Source organism: Herbaspirillum sp. GCM10030257, assembly GCF_042666555.1.
GTDB lineage: Bacteria > Pseudomonadota > Gammaproteobacteria > Burkholderiales > Burkholderiaceae_D > Noviherbaspirillum.
The window spans coordinates 1-21913 of the sequence record NZ_JBHTDH010000049.1 but is presented as its reverse complement, the minus strand read 5'-3'; the positions used below and the strand labels follow the sequence as shown (position 1 = coordinate 21913).

17 protein-coding genes and 2 pseudogenes are annotated in these 21913 nt (G+C 53.1%); 17 read left to right on the top strand and 2 right to left on the bottom strand.

Features of this window, described 5'->3' with window-relative positions:
- The 13 genes and pseudogenes from ACFQUU_RS27935 to ACFQUU_RS27875 all read left to right on the top strand — a co-directional run.
- A pseudogene (locus tag ACFQUU_RS27935) lies at positions 1 to 206 on the top strand (IS110 family transposase); the annotation flags it as partial.
- 326 nt (positions 207 to 532) lie between these two features.
- Entirely contained in the window at positions 533 to 1252 is a 720-nt protein-coding gene (locus ACFQUU_RS27930) for a hypothetical protein (protein WP_382251764.1), read from the top strand.
- Entirely contained in the window at positions 1239 to 2021 is a 783-nt protein-coding gene (locus ACFQUU_RS27925; RefSeq protein ID WP_382251762.1) for a helix-turn-helix domain-containing protein, read from the top strand. Before ACFQUU_RS27930 ends, ACFQUU_RS27925 begins: the two co-directional genes overlap by 14 nt.
- Before the next feature lie 18 nt (positions 2022 to 2039).
- Positions 2040 to 3173: a hypothetical protein gene (locus tag ACFQUU_RS27920; RefSeq protein WP_382251760.1), complete on the top strand. Its 1134-nt coding sequence runs from the start codon at positions 2040 to 2042 to the stop codon at positions 3171 to 3173.
- Complete coding sequence (locus tag ACFQUU_RS27915; RefSeq protein ID WP_382251758.1) at positions 3170 to 4174, top strand: ATP-binding protein; 1005 nt, start codon at positions 3170 to 3172, stop codon at positions 4172 to 4174. The genes ACFQUU_RS27920 and ACFQUU_RS27915 overlap by 4 nt, the downstream gene beginning before the upstream one ends.
- A 92-nt stretch (positions 4175 to 4266) precedes the next feature.
- A complete protein-coding gene (locus ACFQUU_RS27910; RefSeq protein ID WP_382251756.1) occupies positions 4267 to 6048 on the top strand; it encodes a TniQ family protein in 1782 nt (593 codons plus the stop codon).
- Positions 6049 to 6370: 322 nt separating this feature from the next.
- Entirely contained in the window at positions 6371 to 6670 is a 300-nt protein-coding gene (locus ACFQUU_RS27905; protein ID WP_382251755.1) for a hypothetical protein, read from the top strand.
- Between the two features lie 70 nt (positions 6671 to 6740).
- A complete protein-coding gene (locus tag ACFQUU_RS27900; protein WP_382251753.1) occupies positions 6741 to 8057 on the top strand; it encodes a TolC family protein in 1317 nt (438 codons plus the stop codon).
- Positions 8054 to 9574: an efflux RND transporter periplasmic adaptor subunit gene (locus tag ACFQUU_RS27895; RefSeq protein WP_382251752.1), complete on the top strand. Its 1521-nt coding sequence runs from the start codon at positions 8054 to 8056 to the stop codon at positions 9572 to 9574. The genes ACFQUU_RS27900 and ACFQUU_RS27895 overlap by 4 nt, the downstream gene beginning before the upstream one ends.
- Positions 9571 to 12735 carry an efflux RND transporter permease subunit gene (locus ACFQUU_RS27890; protein ID WP_382251750.1) on the top strand — a complete coding sequence of 1055 codons (3165 nt, stop codon included), beginning with the start codon at positions 9571 to 9573 and terminating at the stop codon, positions 12733 to 12735. Before ACFQUU_RS27895 ends, ACFQUU_RS27890 begins: the two co-directional genes overlap by 4 nt.
- Before the next feature lie 41 nt (positions 12736 to 12776).
- Positions 12777 to 13166: a copper-binding protein gene (locus ACFQUU_RS27885; protein WP_382251748.1), complete on the top strand. Its 390-nt coding sequence runs from the start codon at positions 12777 to 12779 to the stop codon at positions 13164 to 13166.
- Between the two features lie 52 nt (positions 13167 to 13218).
- Positions 13219 to 13449 carry a hypothetical protein gene (locus ACFQUU_RS27880; protein WP_382251747.1) on the top strand — a complete coding sequence of 77 codons (231 nt, stop codon included), beginning with the start codon at positions 13219 to 13221 and terminating at the stop codon, positions 13447 to 13449.
- 94 nt (positions 13450 to 13543) lie between these two features.
- Entirely contained in the window at positions 13544 to 13957 is a 414-nt protein-coding gene (locus tag ACFQUU_RS27875) for a DUF411 domain-containing protein (protein ID WP_382251745.1), read from the top strand.
- A gap of 121 nt (positions 13958 to 14078) precedes the next feature.
- Here the strand turns inward: ACFQUU_RS27875 and ACFQUU_RS27870 are convergent.
- Positions 14079 to 14189 (bottom strand): annotated as a pseudogene (locus ACFQUU_RS27870) (GntR family transcriptional regulator); the annotation flags it as partial.
- On the opposite strand from ACFQUU_RS27870, the gene ACFQUU_RS27865 reads away from it, so the two are divergent.
- The 3 genes from ACFQUU_RS27865 (at position 14143) to ACFQUU_RS27855 (ending at position 18531) form a co-directional block, all read left to right on the top strand.
- Positions 14143 to 14409, top strand: coding sequence for a hypothetical protein (locus ACFQUU_RS27865; protein ID WP_382251768.1), 267 nt, complete (start codon positions 14143 to 14145; stop codon positions 14407 to 14409). The pseudogene ACFQUU_RS27870 and the gene ACFQUU_RS27865 overlap by 47 nt on opposite strands.
- 787 nt (positions 14410 to 15196) lie before the next feature.
- A complete protein-coding gene (locus ACFQUU_RS27860; protein WP_382251744.1) occupies positions 15197 to 15631 on the top strand; it encodes a HEPN family nuclease in 435 nt (144 codons plus the stop codon).
- A gap of 536 nt (positions 15632 to 16167) precedes the next feature.
- Positions 16168 to 18531: an ATP-binding protein gene (locus ACFQUU_RS27855; protein WP_382251743.1), complete on the top strand. Its 2364-nt coding sequence runs from the start codon at positions 16168 to 16170 to the stop codon at positions 18529 to 18531.
- Positions 18532 to 19073: 542 nt separating this feature from the next.
- Here ACFQUU_RS27855 and ACFQUU_RS27850 read toward each other — a convergent pair.
- Positions 19074 to 20984 (bottom strand): PAS domain S-box protein, encoded by a 1911-nt coding sequence (locus ACFQUU_RS27850; protein WP_382251766.1) that lies wholly within the window; start codon positions 20982 to 20984, stop codon positions 19074 to 19076.
- 175 nt (positions 20985 to 21159) lie between these two features.
- Here ACFQUU_RS27850 and ACFQUU_RS27845 point away from each other — a divergent pair, with 175 nt between their 5' ends.
- The gene (locus ACFQUU_RS27845) at positions 21160 to 21522 is read left to right on the top strand and encodes a response regulator (protein WP_382251741.1); all 363 of its coding nucleotides are present in this window, start codon (positions 21160 to 21162) and stop codon (positions 21520 to 21522) included.
- Positions 21523 to 21913 lie beyond the last annotated feature (391 nt).

The window sequence follows — 21913 nt, the reverse complement described above, 5'->3', positions numbered from 1 at the left end:
CCCGGTCAGCATGGGCTGGGACGTTCTATCGGCAACAGCGAAACAAGGGTGCCGCCCACGGCGTGGCGATACGTGCTTTAGCGTTCAAGTGGATCCGGATTCTCTACAAGGTTTGGAAAAACCGGCAGCCGTATAATGAAGCAACTTACCTGGACACATTGAAGCGCCATGGCTCGCCATTAGTCACACCGGCCAAACAGCTCTAAAAATCCCTTGACGAGTGACTCAGGGCGAAAGCGGACTTTCGATAATAGGGTAATAGCATGGCGTCGCATGAGGTTGTCATGTCTGGTTTTAGACAACTCGGCCGAGCTATAACCATAAACTACGGACGTTGCCTCTGATCTAACTAATTGATTATTATTAGAATTTCGTAAATAGTATGCAGATTGTGGCATCTTCGTCAAACCCACAAAGTACTGAAAACTGCACAAGCGTGTAAGTTTCGGGGCCTTTCCTTACAACATTGTCAATACGCAAATGTAATGTGCTTTTGTCTGGCATTTGGCGTCAGACCAAATACATTTAATTTGTGAAGACCTATCAATGCGAGCATCCGTTATTTGCGGCACTGAAGGGACCTGAAAAGTTCTCAAGGGAAAATCGTGAGTGTCATTTATATGTCACTTTTTCCAAGAAGGTGCGACGCGAAATACATCTTTACTCGCACGCCCGGTATGACCTTTGGACCGAGCTCGAATCAAATCCAGAAATCGACACCTTTAATGAATGGCCACCACAATTTCCCGCCGCGTGTGGGGATAGCATCTTTTATTTCCGCCCAAGTTTTATCACACGAGGTATAGACGGGACGTATCAAGTCCACCTTATCGACAGCTCGGAAATTCTTACACATCGTCTTGAGACCGCAAAAACGGCGTCGTCATCAGAGTCCATAGCCGATCCGTTGGCCGGCTGGGCCATCGAAAATCAGTGTACCGTCGTGCGGTGGCAAATCAGCGCGCTCCGCTCGAATCGACTGAGGCTCGCCAATCTCAAACAACTTATGCGGTTTGCATGTTTTCCCAACAGGTATGTTCCGACTGACGTCATTGCCGAAGCCACTGCCGTTCTGCGACATCAACGCACGGTCACTGTCGATTTTCTCATTCAATCGCTGCGTCAATTCGACGAGTCCTGGGTGCAGGCTGCGATAGCGGCACTTATCCTGGATAGGAAGGTGCACTCAGATATCAATCGTTTCGCCTTCAACTACTCCACACAGCTATCCATTTTCCATGAAATCAAATAGAGCTAGCCGGAGAGGGGGTTTCCTTGCCGAAGATCTTGCGACATGGCCAACCGTCAATGCTGAAACACTTCATTTGGATATTGCCCTGGACTACCGCGCACGGGAGCATGCTATCCGAATGTATAGCGATAGTGTACCGATTGAGCAGATTGTTCAGCAAACTGGTATTGACAGGTCTTCACTCTATCGACTCGTCAAGCGCTGTTTGGAAGCACATCCAGACGGAAGAATTTTTGGTTTCCGTGCGCTTGTTCCTTACACACGGATGGAATCGTCATGTCAGAGTGATCCAGTAAGACTGCGGGAGGCCCGGCCCCGATCCGGCTCGCTTACGGCGCTGTTTACACGATATCCGAAAATCCGAAACGCACTCTGGGACTATGCGATTCTTGGTAAAAGGGAGAGCCAACGCACTAACGAAAGATGTCCCCCGTTGAAGAGCATTCATACACTGTTTCTTAACCTTTGCGATGAAATGAAGGTCACGGCGCCGATGTATCCGTTCAATACAGATGGATTAGGAAGACCAGCTATCCGCAAATGGGTAAGCAAAGAGCGTCACATTCATTACTTGCGCAATCTAGGGGCAAACGATCCAGAAGCAGTTAAGCGCGCACGAATTTCCTCGGATGACGAAACGGCAGTTCCTGCTACACGCTTGTATGGGAGGGTCGAATGTGATGGCCACAAGATTGATGTGCACGCGACAATCGAGATACCCTCCCCCACAGGAGAAGGCGTCATCAAGAAAAAAATTACTCGCAGTTAGATAATTGTACTCATTGAGGTGATCAGCGGAGCGACCATCGGCTATACGTATGCGCTCGGCGAAAACTACTCTAGCGCAGACATCATTCGCGCTGTTCGCAGTTCGCTTGAACCATGGAGAAAACGCGAGTTAGTGGTGAACACTGTCAGTTACGGCCCTCAAGACGGTCTGCCAAATGGTGTCATAGAGGAACTAAGTTACGCCTGTTTCGACGAGCTTTGGGTAGATAATGCGAAAGCGCACTTGAGTGAAGCATTTCGGAGCTTCGTCGAGCGTACCGTAGGCGCTGTCACTGTATTCCCTCCCAGCTATGCGCCAAATGCCCGGCCCTACGTTGAAGGCTTTTTTCACATCCTCGAGGAGGCTGGACTTCATCAGTTGATTGGGACTTCCGGATCCAATCCAAAGGACAAGCGGCACATGCTGCGCCTGCCGACGGACCGCTGCATGACGCTGCAGATGCTGGAAGACGTTGTCGATCTACTGATTGCCCGCATCAATGGCAGCCCCGGCCCGAACTCGAGCATTAGTCGACTGGAAGTGATGCGTCGTGCTGTCATGCGCCGTACTGTAATTGTACGTCGGATCCCGGAGAATATACGGCAGGAGGTGTTGAAATTTGATATGTTCATAGAGAAGACTATATCGAAAGACCATGACCGTCTTTGTGTACGGTATGCAGGGGCAAGGTATCACAGCAAGGTACTGTCAGCCCACGCGCTGCTTCTTCGAAAACCAATCATGTTAGGCGTATGCACGGAAGACTTGCGAACCGTGGAATGTTTTCTAATGGACGGGACCTCTATTGGGCTGCTGAAAGTGGAAAAGCGGTGGCGGCGCACAAAGCATAGCCTGAAGACCCGTGAAGAAATTATTCGCATGCAGAACAATGGAGAAAAGCTGCTCGGGCATGATGTTGTGCGCGCCTACAGAGAGAGTTGCGAGACCGAGGCACTGAGGTCACGCCGCGCGACGACAAAAGTCGCCAGAATGCAAAAAGAGCAGGCGAGCGAGGATCAAGACGATACCGTCTACGGCCATGCCAATAATTCGGCCTTCGCGAAAGAGGCACCGATAGCTCCAGTGAATCCGCCAGACTATGACGACGTCGAACGGCGCCTTATCAACATAAACGTGCAATACCGAAAATGAATGGAATCCCAAAGGATTCGCAAAAACAGCAGGTGGCGCTGACCGCGCGGGTACTCGCGGGGCGTGCATTCCTTATCCGGACGCCGGTATGTACACTATTTTATGCTCATCTGGAACGATGGCTCACCTGCGGTATGCTGGGAGCAATCGTTTATGGCCGGCCACGCTTCGGCAAGTCGTCTGCAGCCAGATGGGCGTTGAGCGCACTAAAGTACGCCCTGGCTCCCGTGCCGTGGATCGAGGTACCGGTAAGGCGCCAGCATAAGGATAATGAGGGGGCGTTCTTTCAACACCTGCTGCAATGTACCCGAAATCAATGGGCAAAGAAGGGGACGGTGACGGAGCGACGCAACCGCCTCACCGACGCACTAACCGCAAGAGCGAAGCGGTCGCCGGTGCGTACTGTTATTCTGTTTTTTGATGAAGCGCACTTGTTGAACGAGTTGCATTATTCCTGGTTGATTAACATTAGCAATGAACTGGAAGGTCGGGGTCTAAGACTATTCTGTCTTTTGGTCGGTCAGCAACAACTCTTGGGCCAGAAGGCGAACTTTATTCAAGACGGTCGTGATGAGTACGTTGCTCGCTTTATGACGGAAGACTGGGCGCTTCCTGGCATCTCGTCCTATGAAGAGTTTGCGCGCTGCCTTAAACAGTATGACGACGCTATCTATCCTGCCGACAGTGAGAGGCCCTTTGCATCCTACTATTTACCTGAAGCTGTCCGGGATGGATGGCATATCCAGTATCTTGCCAAGCCACTCTACGAAACCATGCAGCACTTCTGGGCAGATGCAGGGCGTCGGGACGCAATGGTAATCCCGATGCATTATGTCACTAGTTCGCTGGTCATCTTGTTGAATGAGCTGGGACGTTTCGACGCCTCGTTGCCGGTGATTCCCCAGAAAACTTTCCAAACTGCCGTATCGCGAAGCGGCTTCGGGAATGCTTTGATAAGTCTGCCGGAAGCGACAAAGACAGAGAAAAGAAAGACCTTCTAAGTTAACAAAGAATAGGACCAGGCCCGTTCTCGGCCTAGGTCATGTAATTGCTCCGCAATTTGTTGCTTACGCTCTGATGATGGAGGACGCGCATGAACTTACCGTTAAGTGCGATCACCTGGATCAGTGGTTCGTTACGTCCCTATGAATCAATGCCGTCCATCATTGCCAAGTTGTGCCACCTCAATAAGGTGAAGCCGCCGTTCATGTTCGATTACTTGGCTGACTTCCTATGCCGTTCCGCAGCCCGCAGACAGTCAAATGTACGAGCAGGTACGGAAGATAAAGTAAGCGGCCAATTATTCGGCGTTCGTGCGTCCACGCTTGACGACCACGGATTTCCCCTGGCGGTGTTTGCGCGGATCCTCTCTGAGCCGGTTTCAATAATGCGGACATGTACCTACGAGGCAATTATTCCGAAAAGTGCAGCTCGAATACAGGAATTTTCTCCTACTATTGGGGGTTTGCGGGTTTGCCCACAATGCCTTGCTACTGGATATCATGCGGTGTTTCATCAGCTTCCATGGTTTTACCGGTGCCTCGTGCACGGTACCAAACTTAAGTGCGTGCTTGCCAGATCAGATGAAAAAACCGAAAACGCAGGTTTTCCAGCACATTCAGACTTGGCGATGGTTCCAGCGCTCTTCCGTGCCATGTTCGGCGAAGAGTCTAGTTGGGATTGCAACAATATACGCAACTGGGAGGCTCCCCCTCGGGGATACTTTGTTAACATCGACGATTACGTCCAATGGATAAGGTCCTTGGAAGATACCAGCGAGGATTGCTGGCTCCCTGCGACGTCCTTCGTAGACTTCGCAGGCCAAATAACATCTTTTGCGCAGTCGGTTAGCGACTGTCTGAGATGTTTGGGCTCACTCTGGATGTCGCCCTTGCAGGCAACTGAATGCTTATTGCCTTCCCAGATTTTTGTACTTCCTACTGAACATACGTATTCTATTCGGCCATCCCAGGCTAGATTAATACAAGATGGTACGACGCTGTTCCCTCAGCAACTGCTGCGAGATCTGCCTGAGGTTGAACAGGTAAGTAGCCGAATCACTTGCGACGACCGACCATGGAAGAAACTGATTAGGTCGACGCTCGTGCAGATAGAACGCCAGGTGGCCACCTTCGAGGCTGCGAAGGAGCGGATACGCAGCCGTCTTTCTGCAAACAGTATTCGCCATCATGTATCGGGGCCGCCCCTTTCACTACGAGATCATTCAATTGACCTTGTTCGAAAATGGTTACCTGATGCCCTTGGGCCAATGAGTCATGCAGATGGCTTAAGGGAACTGGTTAATAATCAGGAATTTCGTGCGAAGCGCCTTTATGCGGGAAACTTGGTCCGTACCATTCCCTATGATTTAACGCTGCTCGATCAGTGGAGCCATCTTCGGCAGTATGAAACTACGATCTGGCGACCAATATCGAGTTTGCGTCCGTTATGCACAGACGTCATTTACGAAAGATGTTTGGCAGAAATATGGCAGCGCTATCTTAGCGTAGCAAGACGGGTGAGGGCAGCTGCAGAGAGAGAGCCCGCGGCTTTGGCACCGGTCAATACAGCACCGATCATGGCCTATTATTGGCGTGACAAACACAACTTGTGCTTGGTTGTATGGCATCGGTGTCCTGACAAGCCGCCACGCTGGGAATCACTTTGGATGGCAACGGATGCGTTTCCTCCTGACCTGATCTCGGGCTTGAATTTAACAAAACCACATCACCGGGTCGAGGAAGGAAGCTTTCCTCCGGATAAGACTGAGCCATCAATGATTTGTTGGGACTGCCTGAAGATAACCCTTGGGTACACAATTTTATGTTGTGAGTGTTGCACGATTTGTCACGCAGCGGCTTCAGGAGATCTTTGACCATCTCGGAGGGTGCGGAGACAAGGCGCAGCTTTCGGCGGCTGGCTCTGCCGCGCTTACCCATTGCGGAACTCTCGTCCGCGTTAGGATAAAACAGCGGTATGCGTATTGTGAATGCACACCTTACATTGAATACACTATTTGAAGATATGTTATGGTCCTGTTTGGCAGTAAAGCCAGTTGAGTCCACAAAAAGATGGTGCTTGCTTAAGCTATACTGACGTTATTATTGATGTCACATCCAATGCGTCATTTCTTTTCATCATTTTTCAGGCTTATCGCCGGCGTCCTTCTTATGACGGTTTTGACGTCAGGAATAGCCATGGCTGCATACGTCTGTCCGGAGCTGGCGAAGCCCGCCATGTCGGGAATGATGGAAGGAATGCCATGTGCGGATATGGACAAGGAAAAGCCGGTCCATTGCGTCGAATTTCAGTCTGGCGCAGACTTAGCTCTCGAGCACTTGGCTGCTCCACCCGTACTCACCCCCGTTGTCGTTTCCTTTATTCAGCCGGCGTCTGTGTCGGTCACTTCTACCATTCCTCTCTCTCGCTGGAACGAATCCTCACCTGAAACCGGCGTAGACCCGCCATACCTTCGTACGCTGCGATTACGCATTTGACCTGACCCTGTGTTGATTCGCCGGACGGCACTTTGCGTGGCCGGCATTCGTCTCAATTACAGGGGAAACTATGTTTTCGCGTTTTCATGCGCCGCTGACTGTCGAAGGCCAGTCGCGCAACCTATCTCGCTTGGGTGCCGCTATGGTGCTCAGCCTTGCTTCATCGTTTTCATGCGCCCAAAGTGCCGGATTGACCTTAGACCAGGCACTTCAACAGGCAACCCAGCGTTCCGCCTCAAACCAGGCGAGCGTTGCAGCTATTGAAGCGTCTCGGGAGTCTGCGGCAAAGGCGGACCAGTTGCCCGACCCGATGCTCAAGCTTGGAGTAGACAACCTACCGGTGAACGGACCGGACCGCCTGAGCTTGACGCATGATTTCATGACCATGCGTCGCGTCGGAATTGAACAGCAATGGGTTTCTTCGGACAAACGTGTGGCTCGTTCGGAGCGGGCACAGCGCGCTGTCGAGATGGAAGAGGCTAACCATCTTGCCAATATCGCTAAGGTACGAGAGGAAACTGCCAAGGCGTGGGTAGCCGTTTGGTATGCGCAACGTACGACCTCCTTGACGCGAATGCTGGAAACCGAAGCAAAAGCGGACCTGGAAACACAGCAAGCAGCCTATCGAGGTGCCAAAAGCGGCGCAATGGACGCAGCGCAGGCGCAATTGACTTTGGTGCAAGTCCAGGATGTCGCACGAAAAAGCGAACAAGAGTTGCGCACAGCCCGCGCAGTACTCGGGCGATGGGTGCTGGCTCCAGTGGAATCAGTCGACAATGCTCTGCCATCCCTCGTGTCGCATGTAGCCAAACTCGCGGTCGAGGACTTGGAAAAATATCACCCGATGGTGATGATGGCCAAACGGGCCGTCACACTTGCTGACGCTGAAACGACGGTTGCAAGTCGCGAGCGGAGGCCCGACTGGTCTGTAGAGGCAAGCTACAGCCAGCGTGGAGGTCAGTACTCGAACATGGTTTCTGTCGGTGTCAGTATTCCGCTGACTGTGAACCCTAGCCAACGGCAGGACCGCGACATCGCGGAAAAGTCTGCCTTGGCGACAAAGGCTCGCCTGCAGTACGAGGAAGCGCTGCGAGAACTTCAAAATGAAATCCAGACATTGTCATTTACGCTCACCAGCCTGAACGAGCGTGTAGCGGCGCTAAGGGAACAACTACTGCCGCTTGCGAACCAGCAGGTTGAGTTGGCTACCGCTGCGTATCGCGCCGGCACAGGAAGCCTCAGCGCAGTATTCAACGCGAAGAAGATGTTGGTGGAAAAGCAGCTCCAAATCGCCGAGCTGGAAAAAGATGCTGCGATGACTTGGGCAAGCCTGGAATATCACGTTGTCCCCCATAACATGCCAACTCCGGGGAGGTCCGCACAATGAAGCGAGCGACCATTTTAAAAGGCGGCGCGCTGGCGCTTGTGGGAGCTGGATTGGCATTTGGTGGTTACTGGGTCGGTAGTCACCATCAATCCTCGGCTTCGATGCCAGCCTCTGCTATCAACGACAAAACTGACCAAGCGACAGGGCGAAAAGTGCTGTACTGGCACGACCCGATGGTGCCAGGCCACAAATTCGACAAGCCAGGCAAGAGTCCCTTCATGGATATGCAACTCGTCCCTGTATATGCCGATGAAGCTGGTACAGAAGGCGGTATAAAAGTCAGCCCGACACTGCAACAGAATCTGGGTATCCGCTTCGCCACGGCGCGTCGCGAAGAGACTCGAGACGCTTTTGAGGTCGTAGGCACAACCCAGTTCGACGAAAGTGCCGCGGAGGTCGTGCAAAGTCGTGTTACAGGCTACATCGAAAGGCTGTATGCCCGTTCCCCCATGCAGCGAATCAAACGAGGCGAGCCGATTGCCAGATTGTTTGTACCTGACTGGATTGCTCCGCAGGAGGAGTTTCTTGCACTGAAACGCTCCGGCAATGATGCGCTCGCCTCGGCGGCGCGCGAACGTATGCGCGCGATGTCTGTTCCCGACGATGTCATTGCTCAGGTTGACCGTACTGGACAAGTACAACGCAACATTACGCTGACGTCGCCGGTGACCGGCGTTGTGACTGAACTTCCCGTACGCGATGGAGCAATGGTTTCGCCTGGGATGACCATTGCCAAGGTCGCAGGTCTGAGCAAGGTGTGGCTGCTGGCTGAAATTCCGGAATCGGCAGCACGAGCCGCGCGCGCCGGCATGACCGTGGAAGCCAGCTTTTCCGGGGAGGGAAATCGAAAATATTCGGGCACTGTGCGTGAAATCCTTCCTGGAGTCAGTACATCGACCCGTACCGTGCAGGCACGCCTTGAATTGGACAATCGGGACGGCAACCTCATTCCGGGGATGCTGATGCGTGTACGCCTGGGCACCGATAAGCCTGCTTCCCGGCTCTTAGTGCCGACCGAGGCAGTCATCACGACGGGCAAGCGCTCCGTTGTTCTGGTAGCCGGCGAGAACAACTCCATGCAACCGGTTGAGGTGCAGACTGGCCGCGATTTCGGCGACAGCACTGAAGTCCTGAGCGGACTAAAGGAGGGTCAAAAAGTCGTCGCGTCGGGACAATTTCTCATCGACTCCGAGGCCAGCCTGAAGTCCGTACTGCCGAAGTTCGCCAACCCAACTGAGCCTCAAGGGCAGGCGTCCACTCAACCAGCACCGGCCAATGCCGGACCGCTGTATCGCGGTATCGGCAAGGTGGAAAAGGTATCCCCGGATAGTCTCACCTTGTCGCACAAGCCCATTCCTGAACTGAAATGGCCAGCGATGACAATGGATTTCAACAAGCCGGCTGCTGAGGCTTTTGGGAGCATCAAAGTTGGCCAAGACGTCGAGTTCGCATTCAAGGAAAACAATGGCAGCTACCTACTTGAAAACGTAACGCCCGCCGGTGGAGGTAAGAAATGATTGCGCGAATCATTCGCGAGTCGATTGCCAACCGGGTCTGGGTCTTGCTGGCAGCCGTGGCCATTGCCGGGTGGGGCCTATGGGCGTTGGGACACACGCCACTCGACGCCTTGCCGGATTTGTCGGATACACAGGTAATTATCCGTGCACAGTACCCTGGAAAGGCGCCGCAGCTTGTTGAAGACCAGGTTACCTATCCGCTCACCACAGCCTTGCTGGCAGTGCCGGGGGCGAAAACAGTGCGGGGGTACTCGTTCTTCGGAGACTCATTCGTCTACGTGCTGTTCGATGATGCAACGGACCTGTACTGGGCCCGCTCTCGCGTTCTGGAATACATCAGTCAGGTGCAAAGCCGGCTACCGCAAGGGGTCCGCGCAGAACTTGGCCCGGACGGCACGGGAGTGGGTTGGGTCTTTGAATACGCACTAGTCGACCGAACCGGAGGACATGACCTTAGCCAGCTGCGGGCTTTGAATGACTGGTTCCTGCGGTTCGAGCTCAAAACCGTCCCGGACGTCGCCGAAGTGGCGAGCATCGGGGGTATGGTCAAGCAGTATCAGGTTGTCCTCGACCCGGACAAGTTGCGCGTATTTGGCATTTCACACGCACGAGTACTTGAGGCGCTATCGAAGGCAAATCAAGAATCCGGTGGCTCCGTCGTGGAAATGGCAGAGTCAGAATACATGGTGAGGTCTCGCGGGTACCTACGCACGCTGGAGGACTTCCGTAATGTATTGCTGTCTACCAGTGAGACCGGCACCCCTGTGACGCTTCGAGACGTAGCAACCGTACGTTTAGGTCCTGAAATGCGACGCGGCATTGCCGAGCTCAATGGCGAGGGAGAAGTCGCTGGGGGCGTAGTAGTCATGCGTTCCGGTAAAAACGCACTGGAAACTATCAAGGCAGTGAAAGCAAGGCTGGCAACCCTCCAAGGGTCACTTCCCAAAGGAGTTGAAGTGGTGCCGACTTATGACCGCTCCAAGCTCATTGCGGCCGCCGTTACGAACCTGCGCGACAAACTCATTGAAGAGTTCGTTGTAGTCGCCATTGTCTGCGCCATCTTCCTGTTCCATTTGCGCAGCGCCTTCGTGGCGATTGTGTCACTCCCCCTAGGCGTCTTGGCTGCTTTCATAGTGATGCGATACCAAGGCGTCAATGCCAACATCATGTCACTTGGTGGTATCGCAATTGCGATTGGTGCGATGGTCGATGCGGCCATCGTCATGATTGAAAACGCTCACAAGCACCTTGAGGCCTACGAACATGCCAATCCCGGAAAAGAACTGGGAGGCAACGAGCGTTGGAAATTGATTGCTGACTCGGCAATTGAAGTTGGTCCGGCTCTCTTTTTCTCGCTGCTCATCGTGACACTGTCGTTTGTCCCAGTCTTCGCGTTGGAAGCCCAGGAAGGTAAGCTCTTTGCGCCATTGGCATACACAAAAACCTACACGCTGGCAGCCGCTGCAGGGCTAGCTATCACTCTTGTCCCGGTCCTTATGGGGTACCTGATTCGAGGGCGGATTCCGAGCGAGGCGTCAAATCCAATCAACCGGGTTCTAATACGAGGGTACCGCCCTTTCTTGGAGGCAAGCCTGCGTCATCCAATGGCCACGATTGGGATTGCGGTGGTTGCGCTGGCTTTGACTGCAATTCCCATATCGCGTCTGGGTGGTGAATTTTTGCCACCGCTGGACGAAGGCGACTTGCTCTACATGCCGTCGGCGTTGCCTGGGTTGTCCGCGTCCAAGGCAAGCGAACTTCTGCAGCAGACCGACCGGCTTATACGAACCGTACCAGAGGTCGCTACGGTGTTCGGCAAGGCGGGAAGAGCCGAATCCGCAACGGACCCGGCGCCATTGGAAATGTTTGAGACAACTATTCAATTTAAACCCCGTGAACACTGGCGGTCCGGAATGACGCCTGCAAAACTTGTCGAGGAACTAGATAGGGTCGTCAAAGTACCCGGGTTATCCAACGTGTGGGTGCCGCCAATCAGGAATCGACTCGATATGCTGTCCACCGGAATCAAGACGCCAGTGGGCGTGAAGGTATCTGGAGCAGATTTGGGGCAGATTGACCAGATTACTTCGCAAGTTGAGGCCGTCGTCAAGAAAGTGCCTGGCGTAACTTCCGCACTAGCGGAGCGTCTGCGCGGTGGCCGCTACATTGACGTGGATATCGACCGTTCGCGTGCGGCACGGTACGGCTTATCAGTCGCCGATGTGCAATCCGTCGTTTCATCCGCGATAGGTGGCGAAAACGTTGGAGAAGTGGTCGATGGACGACAGCGATTCCCAATCAATGTCCGCTATCCGAGGGACTACCGGGATTCGGTACAGTCGCTCCGGGAATTTCCTATCGTGACTGACAAAGGTGCGCAAATTCGGCTAGCCGATGTCGCGACCGTCATGGTGACCGACGGCCCACCGATGATACGTAGTGAGAATGCACGACTGTCTGGCTGGGTCTATGTCGACGTCCGAGGTACGGACCTTCATTCGGCAGTAAAGACCATGCAAGCGGCGGTTCAAAAAGAGGTGAAACTGCCAGCGGGCTACTCAATTGGCTGGTCCGGCCAGTTCGAGTATTTAGAGCGTGCGGCGGCGAAGCTACAGACCGTCATTCCGTTGACGTTGGTCGTTATTTATATTCTGCTGTATCTGGCATTCCGGTCGACTTCAGAGGCGTTACTCCTGATGTTGACGGTGCCATTTGCTCTTATCGGCGGCTTCTGGTTCGTATGGCTGCTTGGCCACGCTGTATCGGTAGCTACCGCGGTCGGCTTTATAGCACTTGCGGGTCTGGCAGCGGAGTTCGGTGTAGTCATGCTTGTCTATTTGCGCAACTCGCTGAATCAGCGCTTAGCGACGGGGCAAGTATTGACGGGTGAGCTGATTATGGATGCGATCCGGGAAGGAGCAGTGCTTCGAGTCAGACCAAAGGCAATGACTGTTGCCGTCATTTTGGCTGGCTTAGTTCCCATTATGTATGGGTCTGGCGCTGGCTCAGAAGTCATGCAGCGCATTGCGGCACCGATGGTCGGCGGAATGGTTACCGCTCCCTTGCTTTCCCTTTTTGTTATCCCCGCGGCATGGGGTCTTCTTCAGGAGCGGAGGCTGCGCTCTACCGCAAGCGTTCGTCTTAGCAGCTTTACGGCGTAGCTCACTTTCACTATTTACTTACATAACCAAAGGAAAATTAAATGAACTCAACTTTCTTCATGCTCGTGGCAACTGCTGGCTTCGCTATTTTGGCGTTCAACGCCTCGGCTGCATACCAGGGCAAAGGTGATATGGGCAATATGGGTGGAATGAAAATGGATAGCATGGAGAACAGTGGGAAAAATGATTCCCCAAGCAACGCCGCCGTGAACGAGGGAGAAGTCAAAGCCATCGATAAAGCCAAGAAGAACATCACCTTGAAACACGGGCCTGTTAAATCCAAGACCGTCGAGATGACTCCAATGACAATGACTTTTCCAGTCAAAGACCCATCAATGCTGTCCAAAGTAAAAGTTGGCGATAAGGTGAAGTTCAACATTGATAACCTGGAAAACACCGCAACCGTAACTTCGCTGCAGGTTAAGAAGTAACGGTATTGAGCTTCTCGTTTTATGAGCCGTCTAACTCTCATAGGAGGTAGTCATGAAACTCACACTATTGGCGATTCCCGCGCTCGCAGTATTAACACTGGCCGGTTGTGCAATAGGCCCGGCTTCTCAGCCAAATGGTTCTATGGGTTCGATGCCAATGGCCATGATGGCCGACAAGGAAATGATGGATATGTGTATGGCGCACATGAGTCAGATGGCGCCGGAAATGCGGCATCAGCACATGGAGATGATGCAAAAGCATCATCAGATGATGGGCCATTGAATGAAACCTCAGCAACCTGAATGATGCAGCTTGCTGTGTAACGGAGAATGCCGGGTCGCTATGCACTCTGGTTGAGTAAAAGGGAATTGTATTAATGAAGAAGTTATTCTTTGCAGTCTTTCTAGCGGCATCGTCACTGGCGCATGCCGCAGGCGAGTCAATAACCGTCTACAAAGATGCCAATTGTGGTTGTTGCGAAGGTTGGGTCGAGCACCTTCGGGAATCTGGCTACAGGGTGAAGGCAGTTAACTCCGATGATATGCAGGCGGTCAAAAAGCGTCTTGGCGTGCCAGAGAAGCTGGCATCTTGTCATACTGGAGTGGTCGACGGTTCAGGGCAAGTCATTGAGGGCCATGTCCCCGCGAATGCAGTCAAGAAGTTAATCGCGCAGCCGAAGGTCAAGGGCGTCTCCGCGCCTGGCATGCCATTGAACGCCCCTGGTATGGGTAAGCTTGATGGGACGCTTGTGACCGTCGACTTTTCCGGTAAGGCTTTCTCAATGGATTAGCAGTCGTGTGCTTTTTGAGGCCGACTTAAAAAACAAAAGGACAGGCATGGCCTGTCCTTTTGTTCACTGAGGGCCGTTCGCGCGCGATGTTTGCTCCTTCCGTCAATGTCAAACTAAGACGTTAATTCCACTTGCCGGCGACCCCGCCAATGCTGTATCGGCCAGCGCCAAGCAATGCGACCACAATGGCACTCGCTAAGTACAGCCCTTGCAGCTCGAGAGCCCAACCTCCAGTAGCTTCTATTTCCACTGAAAAGCCTGCTGTTTCTGATGCGGCCAAGCCTGCAGCAGCAACTGAAGCCACCAAGACTGAGGCCTCGAAGTCCACTGAGTCGACGCCTAAAGCTTCTAAACCGAAGAAGGTAAACGCTAAGAAAACCGCCGAGCAAAAGACAAAGAAAGTTACTCAGGCCAAAACATCCAATACTGATTCAGTAGCGAGACTGTCATAAGCTGCCGTATTTTGACTGTCGCCAGGAGGCGACCAGCGGCCATTTCCTGCCGGTCAAACCTTTTCCCAAAGCGGACAGTTCCGTGAATCATTCGCGTTACAAATTCCATACTTATATTTGCGCTTTTTCATTGCGAGGTTTCGCTGTTCTGTTAAACCTGTGTTTTGGCACAGGCAATCGGGGAACAGCCAATGGTCATGCGACTCGTTGGTGAACCGGCTTGCTTTGTTAAACGACACGTGCCGATGATAATTAGGTGTTTTGCGATTTATAACAAGTTAGTGTGACTGAAGGAACTGCCTATGCCTGCCGTCCATTTTGTCGAGCGTCTGAATAATGTTCGTCCGCTAGCGGGCACCGATGGGGAGTGGGAAAGTGGGTACTGGGTCATCGCGGAGGATACCGCGCTACGCCTTGTGGGCGGCGAATTATATTTGCACTCTGGCCAGAGTGATGCCTCTCACTTTGGGGGAAAGATTCTATCGTTCCGGGTTCATCGGGAGTCCAGCGCTCCAGAGATTGACGGGCGTATCGTGTTTCGGATCAAGCCAACGCCTGGACATAAAGGGGTGAAGACTGGTCGCGAAGGGTGGGGGAACGAAAAGAAACTCGTTTGGTAACGCGCTGAAGAGGCCTAACATGACGATCGACGCGGACGTCCAATCGGCGACCATTCGCCCGCCGATTGTCCGCCAGGCATTTCTACGTTGAGGCTGTGCAAAAAGCTAGCTGAATCTGAACGAACCTCGTCCATACGGCCGCGACGTGACGCTTACGCGGGGACTTTATGAGCTATCTGTCAAGTTTTGAACGATCCTTCAGTCAGCACACGCTGGCAATCGTCGAGGAGTACGACGGCAAATATGATGCAACTCTATTGATCAATTGTCTGCTCGGGCTTCTGGTTGTCCCGAAGGAAACAATGTTGGACGCGATTCCTGAAACACCGCTAACCGAACTCTCCAAGTGGGGCATTACCCCGACCTCGATAAAGGCACCCGGTGCTGCGCAAGGAAGGAACGATCCTAATCCGGAGACGCTACGCGGCTTGATGTTCAACCTGCGTCACGCAGTCGCGCACTTTCGCATTAAGCCCGTGCCGCTGGAAGGTGAAGTTCGGGCGTTTGAATTTAGAAATGATAGAGGCTTAGAGTCGGAAGTCACAGTTCAAGAGGTGCGCGAGTTTGTGAAACGGTTATCCGCGCATCTAAAGGAGCAGTAGGAACATGCGATACAACATGGCAGTCAACATGGATGCCTTGCAGCGTCCGCGCGCTGCGCGCGCTCTTGATGCAATTCGCCAAATACCTCTACGTTGAGCGGCTGCTATCGAGAGAGCCGACAGGCGGGTAAGGGTCGCCTCCCGCGCTTCCGTTCTGCGATACCGCTGCTGGCTGGAATGCAGCCCTGAGCTGCCATTGGCTCTAGACGGCTATAGGACGCGTGGCGGCCATGAGCGGTCATACGACCAAAATTGAGGTAGGACCGCTTTCGACTGATCACGAACGGCCAGATCTAGCGTGGGCTGGCGGTGCATGACCGATCGCAGGCGGTGCACCCGCAGAATTGATAGAAACGTCCGCCATTCTTGAAAGTAGGCAACTCCACTGAAACATTAAAGTGATACACCCCTTCTCCAATTAGGTAGAATGGCCTGAATCTTCAAAAGCTGTTCGTCAACAGTGATCAGTGCAGGCAGTTGTAGCGGGTCTAAGCCATCCGGCACTTTTTTGACCCAACGTTTGCACTGAGTCCCCAATGCGCCTTTCCACATTTATTTCGCTAAACAAAGAATCCATCCTGATGGAGTGGGAAGAGTTTGCACGAACCATCAATCCGCCGGCACTTGTCATGGATGCAGAGGCGCTACGCGACCATGTCTCGTATATTCTCGATACCATTATCGCTGACCTGAACAGCGCCCAGACACCTGACCAGCAGTCGGAAAAATCCAAAGGTAGGGGCCGCAGAAGCACTGGCGAGACTTACGCTGAGGCACATGCCACTGAACGGTTGGAGTCGGGTTATACCATTACTCAATTGGTGTCGGAATATCGCGCCCTGCGTGCCAGCGTACTGAAGCTTTGGGGCAACGCGGCGAAAAGCAATCCGCTTACTGCACCCGAAGACGTGATGCGCTTTAACGAGGCGATTGATCAAGCGTTGGCCGAATCCGTATCCCGGTTCGCAGATATCACTGTCGAACGAACTGAAACGGAACGACAACGCCTCGATGCAGTGTTACAAGCTGCTCCGGTAGGTATCACGCTGGCAGACGGTACCGGCAAAATGCTCCTGGCGAATCCGGAAAACAGTCGCATCTGGGGAGACTTTCCTGCGGCTGAGAACGTGGATGACTATGGCAACTGGAAAGGCTGGTGGGCAGACGGCTCAGAAAGACACGGTCAACCGTTAACGTCGCACGAATGGGCACAGGTGCGCGCATTGGCGGGTGAGGATTCGCCTCGCGATATTATCGAAATCGAGCCATTCGGAATGCCTGGTGTCAGGCGCACACTCCTGCTTCATGGCACACCTGTTCGAAATGCGATCAATAAAGTCATCGGATCAGTTGTTGCCCAGATGGATATCACGGCGCTGGTGAAGGCGGAAGCCGCATTGCGTGAAAGTGAAGCAAAATTTCGTACGATTGCCAATGCGATGCCGCAAATGGTTTGGTCAACTTTGCCGGACGGCTACCATGATTACTATAACCAACGCTGGTATGACTTCACAGGTATGGCGCCAGGCACGACCGACGGTACAGGCTGGAACGCCATCTTTCATCCAGAAGACCAGGCGCGTAGCTGGGAGTTATGGCAGCACTGCCTGGCAACCGGCGAGCCATATGAAATACAGTACCGCCTGCGGCATCACTCCGGCGAATTCCGATGGACCTTGGGACGAGCGTTACCGATCCGCGACGACTCCGGAAAAATCATTCGCTGGATGGGCACTTGCACCGATATCCATGACCAGAAGCTCGCTGAGGAGAATTTGAAGCATGCAGATGCACGGAAGGATGAATTTCTCGCAATGCTGGCGCACGAGCTGAGAAATCCGCTGGCGCCGATTAGTGCTGCCGCCGAACTTTTGCAGCAGACCAAGCTGAATGAACAGCAGGTAATCCGTACAAGCAAGATTATTGGCCGGCAGGTTGACCACATGACCCACCTGATCAATGATCTGCTTGATGTATCGCGGGTCACCAGAGGCCTAGTGGAGCTGGACAATGCAACGCTCGACATCAGGTACATCGTCACCGATGCGGTCGAGCAGGTAACGCCACTGATGCAGTTCCGGCGTCACCACCTGACATTGCATTTGTCGCCGGAAAACACCACGGTCATTGGAGACAAGAAACGGATGGTGCAAGTCATCACCAATATCTTGAACAACTCTGCCAAGTACACCAAAGAGGGCGGCAACATCGTCCTCAAAACCGACGTGAGTGACTCCCATGTTCTTATCAGTGTAGTGGACAACGGTATCGGCATGACTGCGGATCTGGCTTCACATGTATTTGAGTTGTTTACGCAAGCAGAACGCTCGTCCGACCGGGCGGCTGGCGGACTGGGCCTGGGCCTGGCTCTGGTAAAGAGCCTGGTGGAGCTTCACGGGGGAACGGTGTCGTGCGCAAGTGAAGGCATCGGAAAGGGAAGCAAATTTAACATCAGCTTGCCGCGCGTTATCCTAAAGAACCAACAAGACGAGCATCATCCGCCCGGCACCGCTTCGCTGCAACGCATGAAACCCTTGCGGGTCATGGTCGTGGACGACAACACGGATGCAGCAGCGATGCTTGCCATGCTACTGGAAGCATCGGGTCATCAAGTTATGGTGGAACATGACTCTCGTAGCGCACTGGAACGGGCCCGCGTTGAACCGCCGCAGGTCTTCGTTCTTGACATCGGTTTGCCGGAAATCGATGGCAATGAACTGGCGCAGCGGCTTCGCGCCCAGCCAGAAACTGCCAGGTCAGTATTTATTGCTGTGACTGGCTATGGCCAGGAGAAAGACCGCGAGAAAACGCTGGCCGCGGGATTCGATCATCACCTCGTCAAGCCAGTCGATACCCGAAAACTCATTGCAATACTCGCTGAGGTTGGCGGCAAGCCTTGAGCCTGATCAAGCAACACCCCGTCTTGCTCAAAGTCCGATTTGGCTCGCCTCCGGCAGGTTCGGACGACGAGATCAATGGCAAGAACGCGACTCAGAGCTGCCGTTGTCCTCGCATCTCAGTGAGACGTAAGCCGGCCATTACCAGTCGGTCGGCCGTAAATCTCGATGCGCATAAGCGAACACGCAAGGCAAAAGGAAGCAGAAAAGATCGGCGATTCAGATGACGCGATTTCACTAACTGCTTCATTGTGACAGTATGTGAGACTACACAAGGGCCAGTTGACTACGTATGATACCCGACAAAGCAAAAAGTAAAAGCATCACTTAGCATTCGAGTGTGCCACTTATGACTGGCTGACGTGTGAGAGGCACAAAGGGACTGCATTCAACGGCTTGGTGCAGTCCCTTTTCTATAGATCAATGCGAATCGATGTGCGCGGCACGACGCCTCCATAAGAGAATCGAACTGCGTGACTAATTTCGAACGCTTACCCAAATCGTAACGGTCCTTCGCATCAACGTCATTCCTGACTCACACCGCATTATGACGACCGTAGTTTCTTGGCAAGTTCGGCTAGTTTGTACGGCTTATTCATGAACATGAATTCATCGACCCCGCTATGCTTTTCCTTTAATGCTGGCAATGCATAACCTGAAGCCAGTAGTATTTTCATGTCCGGTCGAAGTTGGCGCACCCGTTTAGCTAGCTCGATCCCAGTCATACTCGGCATCATGACATCCGAGAATAGTACCGATATGTCTTTGCTCCGCTCCAATATTTCCAAGGCAGTTTGGCCATTATTGGCAGTAAAAACCTCATAACCGATGGTGCGAAACAGTGCGGTCGCCATTTCCAATACATCCGGTTCATCATCGACCACCAACACTTTGTCGCTCACGTCTTCGGCTGGAGCGACGTTACTGCTACGTTCGTCAAGGGCCGGGAAATACAGGCTGATGGTGGTGCCATGGCCAATCGCTGACTCAACGTTCACACCGCCTTCCGATTGCTTCATGAAGCCATATACCTGACTTAACCCCAATCCAGTGCCTTTGCCCATTTCCTTCGTGGTAAAGAATGGCTCGAACGCCCGTGCCATCACTTCTGGCGGCATGCCAAAACCCGTATCTGATACCGATACCTTGACATACTGCCCGGCGGCCAGCCCTGATACCTGCTGATCGGCTAGCGTTACCTTGGACGAGGAAATCGAGAGCGCTCCGCCATCTGGCATGGCATCCCGTGCATTTACCACCAGGTTTAGCAACGCAGTCTCGAAACGCGACGCATCGACCATAACCTTGTTCAAATCGCTTGCCAGGTCCATATTGAAGGAGATAGTCGAGTTGCCAGCGCGCCGAAGCACTGATTCGAATCCGTTGATGACTTTATTCAGGTTGTACTTTTCCGGGCGCAATGGCTGCTGTCGTGCAAAGGAAAGCAGTTGCTGGGTCAGTGTCGCACCACGGTCAACAGCGCGGCGCATGCTGTCGACAATCTTCAGGTGGTTGGGCTCCTCCGTCTTCAAAGGCAGCACTTCGAGTCCACTGCTGATGACGGACAGCAGATTATTGAAGTCATGCGCGATGCCACCAGTCAGCTGGCCAATCGCCTCCATTTTTTGCGATTGAAACAGCGCTGCATTCGCACGTTCCAGCGCTTCGGCAGCATTCTTTTTCTCCGTGATGTCGCGGGTGATTTTGGCAAAGCCGGCCAATGTACCGTCATCGTTGTAGATCGCATCGATTACCACATGCGCCCAAAACCTGCTCCCGTCCCTGCGCACACGCCAGGCTTCACGCTCGAAGCGGCCTTCCCTGGCTGCTGTTGCCAAGGCCGCAGCAGGCAATCCGGCTGCCTGCTCTTCAGGTATATAAAAACGCGCAAACGACGTACCCACGATCTCATCAGCGGTATAACCTTTTATCCGCTGCGCACCTGCATTCCAGTTGGTGACTTCACCAGTCGGCGACAACATGTATATCGCGTAGTCCGTTACGCCCTGCACCAGCATGCGGAACCGCTGTTCGCTTTCCCGCAATGCTTCCTGTGCTTTTTTGCGGTCGGTCACATCGCGCGTGATTTTGGCAAAGCCGATATGCTCGCCGTTGGTATCGTAAATGGGATCGATGACCACGCTGGTCCAGAAGTGGGTGCCGTCTTTGCGCACGCGCCATCCTTCTGACTCGAACTTGCCTTCTTTCAATGCAATCTCAAGTGCTTTGGCCGGTAGGCCGGTTTGCTGATCTTCGGGGGTGTAGAACCGGGAAAAGTGCTGGCCAATGATTTCATCAGCGGTATATCCCTTAAAGCGTTGCGCGCCAGCATTCCAACTCGTCACAATACCGTTAGGGTCCAGCATGTAGATCGCGTAGTCGCTGATGCCAGAAACAAGCAGTTGAAACTTACCCTCGGGAGTTGTGGTTTGGGACGGCGAGGTGGGCATATCCATCATAATGTTGCAATTCCTATAAGCTGCCGTGACATGCGCGGCTAAAGCACGATGGTACACTTCTGCTATCCGGCACGCTCGCATCTCAGCAATCGAACTTGAGAGAATGTAACATCGGCATGTGGTTCATGACTCTAAGTTTTTTTTTGTTTGACTGTCCGGAATCACTGACACAATGAACCGTCCGATTTTGCTGGTTGAAGATGCTGATAACGATATTGAATTTGCGCTCCTGGCACTGAAGAGGTGCGGCGTTGCCAATGAGGTAATTGTAGCCAATGACGGCGAAGAAGCCCTTGATTACCTTCTATGCCGTCGCAAATATCAGCATAGAGTGCCAAAGAATCCCGGTTTGATTTTGCTGGATTTGAAGCTGCCGACGGTTGACGGCATTACAGTGTTGAGTACGATCAGGGCAACGCCAACACTGTCGTCGATTCCGGTAGTCGTCTTAACCGGCTCGGCTCTGGAGGCTGACATCAACCAGACGATGGCGCTTGGCGTTGAAGAATATGTCGTCAAGCCCATGGATATTTAGCAGTTCATAAAGACCATGTGCAGTCTTGCCTCACGATTCATCAGACACTAAGCCATAAACTCAAAGCCCCAAACAAAGGATGTGAGAGACTGATATATTCAATGACCGGTTTGCGCATCATTGTAAGGCGGCTTTGGGTCGCGTCCCGCATTTCCCGCCCGGCCTAGCACCGTCCGGAAAGTGGTCAATAGCCGCCGACTGCCCGAAAGCGATCTACTGCCGGCTCCGGCCATTTATAGTCATTCACAGCAGTATGTAGTCGAATTTGCCCGTACTGGTTTGCCGGGCAAACCAGTACGGAATAGCATCTTATTTGCATGCTGATGTGCAAGATGGTATTCCGTTCTGCCTTCCAGGATACTGGCTGCAGCTGGCGGGTTGTTGCCAGTGG